Source organism: Variovorax trehalosi, from assembly GCF_051216415.1.
In the GTDB taxonomy this organism is placed as follows: Bacteria; Pseudomonadota; Gammaproteobacteria; order Burkholderiales; family Burkholderiaceae_C; genus Variovorax.
On sequence record NZ_JBPJZG010000006.1, the window covers coordinates 23,247 to 36,255 of the forward strand.

General features: G+C 65.9%; 12 protein-coding genes. 3 read left to right on the forward strand and 9 right to left on the reverse strand.

Annotated features, from left to right (window positions below):
* Nucleotides 1-7 precede the first annotated feature (7 nt).
* Together ACSFA7_RS22065 and ACSFA7_RS22070 are read right to left on the reverse strand one after the other, a co-directional pair.
* Nucleotides 8-868 carry a branched-chain amino acid ABC transporter permease gene (locus tag ACSFA7_RS22065; RefSeq protein ID WP_206177980.1) on the reverse strand — a complete coding sequence of 287 codons (861 nt, stop codon included), beginning with the start codon at nucleotides 866-868 and terminating at the stop codon, nucleotides 8-10.
* A 25-nt stretch (nucleotides 869-893) separates the two neighbouring features.
* The gene (locus tag ACSFA7_RS22070) at nucleotides 894-2,099 is read right to left on the reverse strand and encodes an ABC transporter substrate-binding protein (RefSeq protein ID WP_435501343.1); all 1,206 of its coding nucleotides are present in this window, start codon (nucleotides 2,097-2,099) and stop codon (nucleotides 894-896) included.
* Between the two features lie 260 nt (nucleotides 2,100-2,359).
* Here ACSFA7_RS22070 and ACSFA7_RS22075 point away from each other — a divergent pair, with 260 nt between their 5' ends.
* Entirely contained in the window at nucleotides 2,360-3,124 is a 765-nt protein-coding gene (locus ACSFA7_RS22075) for a FadR/GntR family transcriptional regulator (RefSeq protein WP_435501344.1), read from the forward strand.
* On the opposite strand, the gene ACSFA7_RS22080 is transcribed toward ACSFA7_RS22075, so the two are convergent.
* Complete coding sequence (locus ACSFA7_RS22080; protein ID WP_206177977.1) at nucleotides 3,121-4,080, reverse strand: LysR family transcriptional regulator; 960 nt, start codon at nucleotides 4,078-4,080, stop codon at nucleotides 3,121-3,123. The genes ACSFA7_RS22075 and ACSFA7_RS22080 overlap by 4 nt on opposite strands.
* A gap of 107 nt (nucleotides 4,081-4,187) precedes the next feature.
* Between ACSFA7_RS22080 and aptA the strand changes: the two genes are divergently transcribed.
* Entirely contained in the window at nucleotides 4,188-5,543 is a 1,356-nt protein-coding gene (gene aptA / locus ACSFA7_RS22085) for an omega-aminotransferase AptA (RefSeq protein ID WP_435501345.1), read from the forward strand.
* 22 nt (nucleotides 5,544-5,565) lie between these two features.
* Nucleotides 5,566-7,083, forward strand: coding sequence for a CoA-acylating methylmalonate-semialdehyde dehydrogenase (locus ACSFA7_RS22090; RefSeq protein WP_435501346.1), 1,518 nt, complete (start codon nucleotides 5,566-5,568; stop codon nucleotides 7,081-7,083).
* Nucleotides 7,084-7,098: 15 nt separating this feature from the next.
* Here the strand turns inward: ACSFA7_RS22090 and ACSFA7_RS22095 are convergent, their stop codons facing one another.
* The 6 genes from ACSFA7_RS22095 to ACSFA7_RS22120 are packed head-to-tail and all read right to left on the reverse strand — an operon-like array spanning nucleotide 7,099 to nucleotide 12,956.
* Nucleotides 7,099-8,487 carry an FAD-dependent oxidoreductase gene (locus ACSFA7_RS22095; protein ID WP_435501347.1) on the reverse strand — a complete coding sequence of 463 codons (1,389 nt, stop codon included), beginning with the start codon at nucleotides 8,485-8,487 and terminating at the stop codon, nucleotides 7,099-7,101.
* 17 nt (nucleotides 8,488-8,504) lie between these two features.
* Complete coding sequence (locus ACSFA7_RS22100; protein WP_435501348.1) at nucleotides 8,505-8,954, reverse strand: GNAT family N-acetyltransferase; 450 nt, start codon at nucleotides 8,952-8,954, stop codon at nucleotides 8,505-8,507.
* Nucleotides 8,951-9,517 (reverse strand): phosphonate degradation HD-domain oxygenase, encoded by a 567-nt coding sequence (locus tag ACSFA7_RS22105; RefSeq protein WP_435501349.1) that lies wholly within the window; start codon nucleotides 9,515-9,517, stop codon nucleotides 8,951-8,953. The genes ACSFA7_RS22100 and ACSFA7_RS22105 overlap by 4 nt, the downstream gene beginning before the upstream one ends.
* A gap of 6 nt (nucleotides 9,518-9,523) precedes the next feature.
* Entirely contained in the window at nucleotides 9,524-10,972 is a 1,449-nt protein-coding gene (gene phnY, locus ACSFA7_RS22110; protein ID WP_435501350.1) for a phosphonoacetaldehyde dehydrogenase, read from the reverse strand.
* Between the two features lie 27 nt (nucleotides 10,973-10,999).
* Nucleotides 11,000-12,226, reverse strand: a complete 1,227-nt coding sequence (gene phnA, locus ACSFA7_RS22115) for a phosphonoacetate hydrolase (RefSeq protein WP_435501351.1) — start codon at nucleotides 12,224-12,226, stop codon at nucleotides 11,000-11,002.
* Nucleotide 12,227: 1 nt separating this feature from the next.
* Nucleotides 12,228-12,956 (reverse strand): phosphonate utilization associated transcriptional regulator, encoded by a 729-nt coding sequence (locus ACSFA7_RS22120; protein WP_435501352.1) that lies wholly within the window; start codon nucleotides 12,954-12,956, stop codon nucleotides 12,228-12,230.
* Between the last annotated feature and the right edge of the window lie 53 nt (nucleotides 12,957-13,009).

Consider the following 13,009-nt stretch of genomic DNA (forward strand, 5'->3'; position numbering starts at 1 on the left):
GCGTGGTTCACCCTCTGCGGCCGAGCAGGCCATGCGGGCGCAGCAGCAGCACGGCGCCCATCGCGATGTAGATCATCAGGCTCGCCCCCGGCGGCCAGATGGTGCTCATGAGGCTCTGCACGATGCCGATCAGCACCCCGCCGACGAGCGCGCCGCCGAAGCTGCCGAGCCCGCCGATCACCACCACCACGAAGGCGACGCCGAGCGCCTCGACGCCCATGAAAGGTTCGGCGCCGCGGATCGGCGCGGCCAGCACGCCGGCCAGCGCGGCAGTGGCCGCACCGAGCGCAAACACCAGGCTGAACACGCGAAAGACGTTGATGCCGAGCAGCGAGACCATCTCGGTCGACTCGCTCCCCGCACGCACCGCGCTGCCCAGGCGCGTGCCTTCGAGCACCCACCACAGGAGCACGGCCAGCACAGCGGTGAAGCCGATCACGAAGAGCCGGTACTTGGGATAGACGAAGTCGCCCCACATCACCACGCCCTGCAGCAGGTCGGGCGTAGGCACGCTGTTGCCCAGCGGACCCCAGAACACGATGACGATTTCCTGCACCGCGAGCGCGAGGCCCACGGTCACGAGGATGTGGAACTCGTGCGGCTTGGCGTACACGCGGCGCAGCAACAGCTTTTCAGCGAGCCAGCCGAGCGCGCCGACGAACAGCGGCACCAGCACCAGCGCGGCCCAGAAGTTGAGGCCCCACTGCATCGCCTGGAAGCACAGGTAGGCGCCCAACAGGTAGAAGGCGCCGTGCGCGAAGTTCACGAATCGCAGCAGGCCGAACACGATGGACAAGCCAACGGCCAGCAGGAAATACAGCATGCCGATGCCGATTCCGTTGATGGTCTGGAGGAGGTAGACGGTCATGGGCGCGTCGGTGTCCTTGGCGTGCTCAGGCCAGCTTGCAGCCGGCCTTGTCTGCGGCGAGGAAGGACTTGCCTGAACTCACCACGTCCACGTAGTCCGCCGCATCCTTCATCTTCGACTTCGCCTTCCCCTTGAGCAGGTAGTAGTCCTTGATGACCTGGTGGTCGGCCTTGCGGATTTCTTCCGTGCCCGTGAGCCCGTCGAACTTCATGCCTTCGAGCGCGGCGATGACGGCCTTCTGGTCGACCGAGCCCGCCTTGACGATGCCGTCGATCAGGATCTTGGTGCAGATGTACGAGCCCGCGAGGCTGTAGTTGGGCACGATCTTGAGCTTGTCGGCCGTGCGCTTGACCAGGTCCTTGTTGAGCGTGGTGTCGGCGGTGTGCCAGTACTGCGCGCCGAAGTACACGCCGTCGCACAGGTCCGCGCCCAGCTCGTCGAACTGCTCCAGGCCCGAGGCCCAGGCCATGAGGATGGTCATATTCTTGTGCATGCCGAAGCTCACTGCCTGGCGCAGCGCGGCCGACGATTGCGCGCCGAAGTTCAGGAGCAACAGCACGTCGGGCTTGGCCGCCATGGCATTGGTGAGGTAGCCGCTGAATTCCTTTTCGTTGAGCGAGTGGTAGCTGTTGCCCACGTGCTCGATGCCCTTCTCCTGGAAGATGTTCTTGGCCGCGCTCAACAGGCCGTCGCCGAACACGTACTGCGGCGTGATCGTGTACCAGCGCTTGGCCTTGGGCATCGAGGCGATCAGTGGGCGCACCGTCTGCTCGATCGCACCGAAGGTGGGCACCGACCAACGGAAGGTGGCGGGGTTGCAGTCCTTGCCGGTGATCTCGTCGGCACCGGCGGTGGTGATGAAGAGGCCGCCGGCCTTTTCAGCTTCCTTGCCCATGGCGAGCGCTTCGGACGACAGGATGCCGCCCGCGAAGAACTTGGCGCCTTGCTGCTGCGAGGCTTCCTGCACCTTGCGCACGGCGGTGGCGGGCTTGCCTTCGGTGTCGAGCACCGTGTAGGCCAGCGGGCGCTTGAGGACGCTCCCGTACTGCTCGATCGCCAGCTTCATGCCAAGGTCGGCGAACTTGCCGTTGGCCGCGAAGGCCCCCGACATCGGAACCGGCGCGCCGAAGCGGATGGCGTCCGCCGATTGCGCGAAGACCGAGCGGCTCGCCAGGAGCGAAGCCGGGGCGGCCGACAGGGCGGCCAGCTGAAGAAGTTGTCTGCGTTGCATGTGGGTTCTCCGGTCGTGGTGTGGAAGTAAGTGAAACGGGTGCCTGCGAATGCCGGCGAATTTAAGCGGATAAATAGGATTAATATGTTGGTAAAAACCCGCTAGCAACCACCGTGCCAAAATCCAGCGCACTTCCCGAGGTCCAATACCTGCATACAGGCGGCTATCTACTTTTTCCATCGCTCTGAACGCATGAATTCGTCTCCATCCGATCGTGAAATGAACCCCAGGGCACCGTGGTTGCCGCATGGAGCGTTTCAATGAAAGTGGGAGAAAACCGCCCCAAGCGGCAGAAGCTCTCGGACGTCATCGTCGAAGACGTCAAGCGATGGATCGTTGCCGAGAAGAAGCAACCTGGCGACCGGCTACCGAACGAGAAAGAACTGATCGAGCTCTTCGGCTATTCGAAGAGCACGGTGCGCGAGGCGTTGAAGGCGCTGGAAGTGCGCGGCCTCATCTCGATTCGCACCGGCCCGGGCGGCGGCGCGTACCTGCAGCAGGTGTCGGTGGACCACGCCTCGGAGCCACTGCGCAACTTCCTGCACTTCCACCATCTGGATGGGCATCACATCTACCAGTTGCGCAAGGCCCTGGAGCCCGAGCTGGCGGTGAGCGTGGTCGGCCGGTTGACGCCCGAACAGTTCGACCGGCTGGAAGAAAACGTGCGCCTCTGCACCATCGAGCCCACCAACGAAGACGACCTGCGCAAGCAGCGCGAGGCCGAGTTGGCGTTCCACACCATGTTGGCCGAAGCCTGCCCCAACCCGGTGCTCTCCTTCATGTGCCGCTTTCTCAACGACCTGCTGCGCGACCTCGTGGTCTACAAGAAGGCGCTGGACCATCACCACTTCGGCGAGGCCAACGTCGATTACCACACGCAGTTGCTCGCGGCCTACCGCAAGGAAGATGCGGAAGAAGTGCGCCGGCTGATGGCCGAGCACATGGTCGATGCGGAAGCGCACATGCACGAGATGGAAGCGCACATCGGCGCCAAGCATTTGCTGCTACCGAGTGGGCAGCGCTAAGGCGCGTGCGCCTTCTCCAGGCACTCCTGGAACGCCAGCACCGCCCGTGACGGCTTCGGCGAGCGCCGCAGCAGGCTCACGAACCGGCACGCATAGTTGAACCGCGCCGGCAGCACCGCCTTCATGAGCCCGCGCTGCTCGAACACCTGCGCATAGTGATCGGGCAAAAACCCCAGGAAGCGCCCCGAAAGAATCAGCGTCGCAATCGCCTCCTGGTCGAAGCCTGTCGCCTTGCGGGACAGCCTCGCGCGGTGGCTCAGTTCCATGTTCGGCGAGTGATAGCCGAGGCCCGCGAAATGGTGCTCACCGAGCTTCGACCACGTGAGCTTTGCGTGCGGGCTGTCGAAGAGCGGATGCCCCTTGCCGCAGTAAAGCAGCATCGTCTCGTCGAACAGATCCGCATACACGAGGCTCTTCGAGCTGCGGTGCGCGGGGATGATGCCTATCTGGAAGTTGCCCTCCAGCACGCCCTGCTCGATCGCGTTGATCGAGCCCACATGTACCGCGAGGTTCACCTCCGGCGCGATCTCCGTGAAGCGCGCGATGGCCTCGCCGATACGTGCCTTCGGGTTGGTCGCCGTCTTGTCGAACAGCGCCACCTCCAGCTGCCCGCCCATGCGGTTGTGGATGTCGTCGATGCCGCCGCGGAAGGCGTCGACCGAGGCGAGCAGCCGCAGCGTCTCGTCATACACCCGCTGCCCCTCGGCCGTGAGCGCGAAGCCCGCCCGGCCGCGCCTGCACAGCACCAGCCCGAGCCGCGTCTCCAGGTCCTTCACATGCCGGCTCACGGTCGAGGTGCCGATGTTCAGCTCCAGCTCGGCGGCCGCCATGCCGCCGCAGTCGACCACGCTCTTGAACACCTTGAGCAGGCGCAGGTCCATGTCGCTGAGCTGCCCCAGAACGGCGCGATTGCGGGTGCCTTGAGCACTGTTTTGGGCTTCAGCCTTTACTTGCATGAATCGTCAAGTGAACATTGATATTGCGCCATTCTCCACACTGAAGGCTCTGCGAACAATCGGGCATATCCCATCACCCCGGAGCCCGCCTGAGCGCGGGAAGCGCCATGACCCTCGCAACGCCCGCCATCGAACCGACGCCCACCGCGCGCACCGACGCCGCCTGGCTCGAAGCGCACTGGATGCCCTACACCGGCAACCGCAACTTCAAGGCCGATCCGCGGATCATCGTGGAGGCCAAGGGCGCCTACTTCACCGACAACGACGGCCGCAAGATCTTCGACGGCCTCTCGGGCCTGTGGTGCTCGGGCCTCGGCCACGGCCGCCCCGAGATCACCGAGGCGGTGAGCCGCCAGATCGCCAAGCTCGACTACTCGCCGGCCTTCCAGTTCGGCCACCCGCTCTCGTTCGAACTCGCCAACAAGATCAAGGACCTGACGCCCGCGGGCCTGGACTATGTGTTCTTCACCGGCTCGGGTTCCGAAGCCGCCGACACCTCGCTCAAGATGGCGCGCGCCTACTGGCGCACCAAGGGCCAGGCGAGCAAGACGCGCCTGATCGGTCGCGAGAAGGGCTACCACGGCGTCAACTACGGCGGCATTTCCGTAGGCGGCATCGCGGCCAACCGCAAGCTGTTCGGCCAGGGCGTCGAAGCGGACCACCTGCCACACACCCAACTCGCGAGCAATGCCTTCACACGCGGCATGTCCGAGAACGGCGCCGAGCTGGCCGATCGCCTGCTCGACCTGATCGCGCTGCACGACGCCTCGAACATCGCGGCCGTGATCGTGGAGCCCTTCGCGGGCTCGGCCGGCGTGGTGATTCCGCCCAAGGGATACCTGAAACGCCTGCGCGACATCTGCACCGCGAACAACATCCTGCTGATCTTCGACGAGGTGATCACCGGCTTCGGCCGCTGTGGCGCACTCACTGGCGCGGACGCCTTCGGCGTGACGCCCGACATCATGAACATCGCCAAGCAGGTGACCAACGGCGCCCAGCCGATGGGCGCCGTGGTCGCGAGCAAGGAGATCTACGACACCTTCATGGCGGCCGGCGGTGCCGACTACATGCTCGAGTTCCCGCACGGCTACACCTACGGCGCGCACCCAGTGGCCTGCGCCGCGGGCATCGCCGCACTCGACGTGCTGCAGAAGGAAGACATGATCGGCCGCGTGCAGACGCTGGCCCCGCACTTCGAGAACGCGGTGCACAGCCTCAAGGGCAGCAAGCACGTCACCGACATCCGCAACTTCGGCCTCGCCGCCGGCCTGACCATCGCCGCGCTGCCGGGCGAGCCCGCACGCCGCCCGTACGAGATCGCGATGAACTGCTGGAAGAAGGGCTTCTACGTGCGCTACGGCGGCGACACGATCCAGCTCGCACCGCCCTTCATCTCGGAGAAGGCCGAGATCGACCGCCTCGTCAACGCGCTTGCCGATGCCCTCGCCGAAACCGCCTGATCCACTTTCGAGACCTCAAGACATGCAACACGACAAGAACGTCACCGCCACCATCGGCCACTTCATCGACGGAAAGCGCGTCGATGGCGGCACCCGCGTACAGCCGGTGTTCGACCCGGCCACCGGCTTCTCGGACAAGAGCGTCGCGCTCGCCGACAAGCTCACGGTCGAGCAAGCCATCGCCTCGGCGCAAGCGGCCTTCCCGGCATGGCGCAATACGCCGCCCCTGAAGCGCGCCCGCGTGATGAGCAAGCTCAAAACGCTGCTCGAAGCCAACGCCGACCGCATCGCCGCGCTCATCACGGCGGAGCACGGCAAGGTGCTCTCGGACGCGCACGGCGAACTGCAGCGCGGCATCGAGAACGTCGAATACGCCAGCTACGCGCCCGAGCTGCTCAAGGGCGAGCACAGCAAGAACGTCGGCCCGGCCATCGACTCGTGGAGCGAGTTCCAGGCGATGGGCGTCACAGCCGGCATCACGCCGTTCAACTTCCCGGTGATGGTGCCGCTGTGGATGTGGCCGATGGCCGTGGCCTGCGGCAACACCTTCGTGCTGAAGCCCTCGGAGCGCACGCCCTCCTCCACCTTGCTGGTGGCCGAACTCGCGCTCGAAGCGGGCCTCCCGCCGGGCGTGCTGAATGTGGTCAACGGAGACAAGGAAGCGGTCGACACGCTCCTGACCGATCCGCGCGTGAAGGCCGTGAGCTTCGTCGGCTCTACCGCGATTGCCGAATACATCTACACCACCGGCTGCGCGCACGGCAAGCGCGTGCAGGCGCTGGGCGGTGCGAAGAACTTCGCGGTCGTCATGCCCGACGCCGACATCGGCAACGCGGTGAGCGCGCTGATGGGTGCGGCCTACGGCTCGTGCGGCGAGCGCTGTATGGCGATTCCGCTGGTTGTGGCCATCGGCGACGACACGGGCGATGCGGTCGTCGCGGGCCTGAAGGCCGAGATCGCGAAGATGAAGGTCGGCCCCGGCAACGACAACGGCAACGACATGGGCCCGCTGGTCACCAAGCCGCATTTCGAGAAGGTCAAGGCTTTCGTCGATGCGGGCGTGGAAGCGGGCGCCAGGCTCGTGGTCGACGGCCGCGGCGTGAAGGTCGAAGGCCACGACGGCGGCTACTACCTCGGCCCGTGTCTATTCGACGGCGTGAAGCCCGGCATGACCATCTACCAGGAAGAGATCTTCGGCCCGGTGCTGGGCGTGGTGCGCGTAAAGACGCTCGCCGAAGCCATGGCGATGATCGATGCCCACGAGTACGGCAACGGCACCTGCCTCTTCACCCGCGACGGCGAGGCCGCGCGCTGGTTCAGCGACAACATCCAGGTCGGCATGGTCGGCATCAACGTGCCTCTGCCGGTGCCCGTGGCCTACCACTCGTTCGGCGGCTGGAAGCGCTCGCTCTTCGGCGACCTGCACGCCTACGGCCCGGATGCGGTGCGCTTCTATACGAAGCGCAAGACCATCACGCAGCGCTGGCCCTCGGCCGGCGTGCGTGAGGGCGCAGTGTTCGCGTTTCCGTCGAACCGCTGATGCGGCAGCCGCAGGTCAGGCCTTGTCGGCCTTGCCCGCGGCGTTGGCCAGTTTGCTGAGCATGCGGTCCACCAGCCACGGCTGACGGTTCCTATCCTCTGCGAGTTCCTTGCGGCGGATCGCGTTGCGCACGACGATCGAGCCCGCATAGCGCATCGGCTCCGGCGGAAAGTGGCCGAGGGGGCCGTTCGTGATGGGGCTGCGCGTCCACGCGTTGTCCTGGTCGAGCACCAGCGACGAGAGGATCTGCCCACCCATGTAGGTCGGCCCCACGCCATTGCCCGAATAGCCGAAGCCGTAGTAGATATGCGGCGCGCCGTCGAGTTTTCCGAAGAACGGAAAACCGGTCACCGACCGGTCCGACGGCCCGTTCCAGCTCGCGGTGATCGGTGTCTCGCTCAACGCGGGAAAGAAGGAATGCAGGGCCTGCGTGAGCTCGGCCTCATACGGCGAGCGCTCGTCGAACACCTTGGCCATGCGGCCGCCCCAGGCGAAGGTGTTGCCGCCCTTGCCCAGCATGATGCGGCCGTCGACCGTGCTGCGGTAGTAATAGACGAAGGTGCGCGAGTCGAGCACCGAGACGCCATCGGTCAGGCCGATCTTCTGCAGCAACTCGGGACACCGCTCGGTGATGATCATGTCGCTCGACACGATGGCGATGGTTCGCTCGAACTGCGGGAAGGCACTGGCCATCCATGCATTCATCGCGAGCACCAGCTTCTTCGCGCGCACGCTGCCGGCGGGCGTGCGCACGACCACCGGATGGTCGGTGCTGAAGTCCAGCATCGGCGTGCGCTCGTGAATTCGGATGCCCATGGCCAGCGCCACGCGCCGCAGCCCTCGCACCAGCTTGCCCGGATGCACGGTGGCGGCGATGGGCGAATACACGCCCGCCAGGTTGCGCGCGGAACCCGAGCGCCGTACGACCTCTTCCGGCGGCAAGGTGCGGTAGGAGTGGATACCGCGCGCCTCCAGCGCCCGCATCATCGGATCGAGCGTGCCGATTTGCGCCTGCGAGGTCGCGGTGTAGAGCGTGCCGTCCTGCCGCAGTTCGGCATCGATGCCGTGTGCCGTGCAGAAGTCCGCGATGTGCTGCACGGCGGTCTCCGACGCCTTCACGAGGCGCACCGCCTCGTGTTCGCCGAACAGCCGGCGCAGCGTGAGGAACTTGGCCGACCAGGTGAGCAGACATCCGCCGTTGCGGCCGCTCGCACCGGCGCCGCAGAGGTCGCTCTCGAGAATGACGATGTCGAGCGCAGGCGCCTTCAGCTTGGCTTGAATGGCCGTCCACAAGCCGGTGAAGCCGCCGCCGACGATGCAGACATCGGCGCTGTGTTCGCCCTGCAGCGCGGGCGCGAGGTCGCCGTCGTTGAAAAGAGCCTGTTCGATCCAGAAAGGGCGCATGTAGGACTCTGGGGTTGTCAGGGCTTGCGCCGCATTTCGTAGGAAAACTCGGACTCGCGCTCGACGACAAAACCGAAGCGCTCGTACAGCGCCTTCGCCGGATTCGCCTTCAGCACGCTGAGCGTGAGGTCGACGCCGGCGCGCGCGGCCTCGTCGACGACCTCGGCCAGCAGGCCGGTGCCGATGCCGCCGCCCTGGTAGCCGGGCGCCAACTGGATCTGGATGACCGCCCACTCGTGCGGATCGCGTGACACCTTGAGCAGGCCGACCGGCGCACCTTCATGCAGCAGGATCTCGGCGCACTCGAAGCGATGCATCAGCCGCGCCATGTGATGCGCATCGCTGACTTCGCCTCCGGAAGCGAGGAGGTGGCCGTTCATCGTTCGCTGCCGCAGGTCGAGCAGGAAGGGGATGTCTTCCGGCGTGGCTTGCCGGCGCTGCATAGCGAAGGCTCGCGCGGCGCTCACGGCTGCGCCGTGGCAACGGGCTTCGCGGCGATCGCCAAGTGCCGCGCGTAGTGCGCGAGGTCGGGCGTCTTCGCGTCGGCCAGCTTGGCCGTGTCGTCCCAGCGCCGCAGCCGGACCGCATCCATTGCATACGGCAGCGCCTCGAAAGCACTGGCCTGCGCCGAGTCGAACACGCCGCCCTGCAACTGCAGGCTGCGCTTCGAATCGGGCGACAGCGCCTCCAGGTAGCCGGGCTCGCGCGCGCACAGGAAGCGCTTGGCGTCCACATGCAATCTGATCGGTTCCAGCGTGGCCGGGCCGAACAGCGCGCGAAGGAAGGGCAGGCAGCGGTACTGATGCAGGTCGTCGAGCCCCTGCCGCGTCGGCGTGCCGCCGAAGTCGTGCAGCAGATGGCCCAGGTCGTGCAGCAGCGAGGCCGCGATCAGCGCGCTGTCCGCGCCCTCCTGCTCGGCCAGGTGCGCCGACTGCAGGGCGTGCTCCAGTTGCGTGACGGGCTCGCCGTCGTACTGCGCATGGCCCTTGGTCTCGAAGAGGCCGACGATGTCTAAAAGGCTCAGGCTCATGGATGCTTACCAGGGCAGCGAGTAGGTCTTGGTGTTGGTGAAGCTCTTCATCGCCTCGAGCACGCCTTCCTTGTAGCCCAGGCCCGAGTCCTTGATGCCGCCGAAGGGCGTGAGCTCCAACCGGTAGCCCGGCACTTCGCGCACGTTGACGCTGCCCACGTTCAGCTCGCGAATGAAGCGCGTGATGTAGTCGAGGCGATTGGTGCACACCGCCGACGAGAGGCCATAGGCCGTGCCGTTGGAGATGCGAATCGCCTCGTCGATGTTCTTGAAGCGGATCACCGGCGACACGGGCCCGAAGGTCTCGTGCTTGGCGACGGTCATCTCCGGGTCCACGTGGTCGAGCACCGTCGGCGAATAGAGCGCGCCGCGGCGCTCGTTACCGTAGCGCAGCTTCGCGCCGGCGGCAATCGCTTCGTTGACCACCGCTTCGAACTGCTTGGCTGCGGCTTCGTCGATGACGGTGCCCATGTCGGTGTCGGGGTCCATCGGGTCGCCGTACTTCAGCGCGCGGGTCTTGGCGACCAGCAGCTCGACGAACTGGTCGGCCACCGACTCGTGCACCAGCATGCGCTTGACTGCCGTGCAGCGCTGGCCCGAGTTCTTGTACGAGCCGTTGGCGGCGAGCGTGGCGGCTTCCTCGACGTCGGCGTCTTCCATCACGATGATCGGGTCGTTGCCGCCCAGCTCCAGGATCTGGCGCTTGTAGACGGCCTTGCCCGCGATGTACTTGCCGATGGGCACGCCGCCGGTGAAGGTGACGAGATCGACGTCGGCATTGGTGAGCAGTTCGTCGGCAATCTCCTTCGGGTCGCCGGTGAGCACCGACAGCATCTGCGGCGGCAGGCCCGCTTCGTAGAGGATGTCGGCCAGGAGGAAGGCCGTGAGCGGCGTCTTCTCACTGGGCTTCAGGACGATGCGGTTGTTGGTCGCAATGGCCGGCGCCACCTTGTGGATCACCTGGTTCAGCGGGTGGTTGAACGGCGTGATGGCGGTGATGGCGCCCAGCAAGGGCTCGCGCATCGTGTAGACCTTGCGGCTCTTGCCGTGGTGCGTAAGGTCGCACGAGAACACCTGGCCGTCGTCCACCAGCGCCTGGTTGGCGGCGAACAGCAGCACGTCGGACGCGCGGCCCACTTCGTACAGCGAGTCCTTGCGCGAGAGGCCCGACTCGAGCGTGATGGTGCGCGACATCTCGTCCAGGCGCGAGGCGATGATCTCGCCCGCACGCATCAGGATCTTGTAGCGTTCGTAGCGGGTGAGCGTGGGCTTGTAGTCGCGTGCGATGCGCAACGCATTGCGCACGTCGTCGAGCGTGGCCTTGGGCACGGTGGCGATCACTTCGCCGGTGTAGGGGTAGGTGACCTCGATCGTGCGGTCGCGGTGGACGCGTTCACCGGCGATGCGCAAGGCCTCGCGGTGGATGGTGCCTGGCTTCAGGATGGCTTGGCTCATGAGGATGCTCCGGAGGCGTTTCGTTCGTTATTGGGCGTGGTTCAGCGCGATATCGAGCGCATCGAAGTTGCGCAGGCGCCGGTTGGCAGCAATGCCGGTCACCGGGCGATTGCAGATCAGCGGCACGCGCTGCTCCGACACGCCACCGTGCGAGCGCAGCGGCACTTCGAGCGCCGACAGGTCGTGACGGCTCGCCGCGGTGCCGATCACCGTGTTGCGCTCGCTCACGACCACGATGTCGCCGATGCGGTCGGGCGGCAGCTCGAAGCGCTGCGCGGCGTCCTTGCGCGAGAGCACGAGCTCCATACCCGCCACGCGCTGGAGGCGGTCGATCCAGCCCGGCACGCGCGCCTCGTCGGGTGCGTACACGGTCGCGAACGAGCCGAGTGCACCGTGGTGCACCACGTACGGGTCGGTGATCGGCAGGATCACACGGGCCACGCCGGCGCCGTACCACTCGTCGAGCACGTCCTGCAGGTAGATGACGTTGGGCGAACCGTCGGCGCCGTGCTTGTCGTTCATGCCGTGGTCGGCGGTGACCACGATGGTGGCGCCCAGCGCGTCGAGCTGCGCGAGGTAGCCGTCCATCATCGCGTAGAAGGCGTTGGCCGCGGGGCTGCCCGGCGCGGCCTTGTGCTGCACGTAGTCGGTGGTCGAGAGGTACATGAGGTCGGGGCGGCGCGATTCCATCAGCTTCACGCCCGACGCGAACACGAACTCCGACAGCTCCGCGCTGTAGACCGAGGGCACCGGCATGCCGACCATGCCGAGCACGTCGTCGATGCCGTTTTCTTCCATCGTCACCTGGTCCGACTTCTCCGACGAGAAGCAGATGCCCTTCATGCGATGGCCCAGGAGCTTGCGCAGCTTGTCCTTGGCCGTAACCACGGCGACCTTGGCGCCCGCGTCGGCGAACGCGGCCAGCACGGTGCCGGCGCGCAGGTACTTGGGGTCGTTCATCATCACTTCCTGGCCCAGCTCGCGGTCGAAGAAGTAGTTGCCGCAGATGCCATGCACCGCGGGCGGCACGCCGGTCACGATCGACAGGTTGTTCGGGTTGGTGAACGAAGGCACCACGCAATCGCCCAGCAGGTTGGCGCCCGACTTGATCATCCGATCGAAGTACGGGGCGACGCCGGCCGCAATGGCCGCATCGAGGTAGGCCGGCTCGCTGCCGTCCACGCACACGACCACGACGGGGCGCGCCATCCAGCGGTAGCTCCTGGCATTGACTTCGAGTGTCTCCTGGGTCATTTCAGACTTCCTTTTGGGGTGGGTTGTTCGATGCCGCGGTCGCGTCGGAATCGGCGCGGCCGAAGGCCTTGTGCATGCGCGAGCGGCTGCCCGCGACGTGTTCGCGCAGCGCGTGCCCCGCCGTCTCGGGGTTGCCGCTCGCAATCGCCTCCACGATGTGGCTGTGCTCGTCGGCCGAGACGCGCAGGCCCCCGCCGCTGTCGAGCGCGCGCATTCTGAAGAGGTGCAGCTCCTTCACCAGGCGTTTGTAGGTCTCGGTGAGCTTCTTGCTGCCGGCGGTGTCGAGCAGGATCTCGTGGAACTGCAGGTTGAGCTGTGCGTACTGCTCCACGTCCTGTGCCTGGGCGGCCGAGCGCATCGCATCGACCATGGCACGCAGGCGCTCGATCGCGTCGGGCGCGATGGCGACTGCCACGCGGCGGCCGATGATTTCTTCCAGCGCCTCGCGCAGTTCGTAGATCTCGTCGGCTTCCTCGAAGGCGATTTCGCGCACGAAGACGCCGCGGTTCTTTTCGTTGCGCACGAGGCCGGCTTCTTCGAGTGCGCGCAGCGCCTCGCGAATCGGACCGCGGCTGGTGTTGAAGCGCTGCGAGAGCTCGCTCTCGTTGATGCGGCTGCCCACGGGGAGCTCGCCGGTCATGATCAAACGCTCGATTTCTTCCTGCATCAGCATCGGCAGGGAGCTGGATTGAAGAAACGCGAGGGCGGCGGAGTGATTGCTGGTGACCATGGGGCGTATTTTCCCGAAGAATTGAAAACTGTCAACAATCTTTTATTGACAGT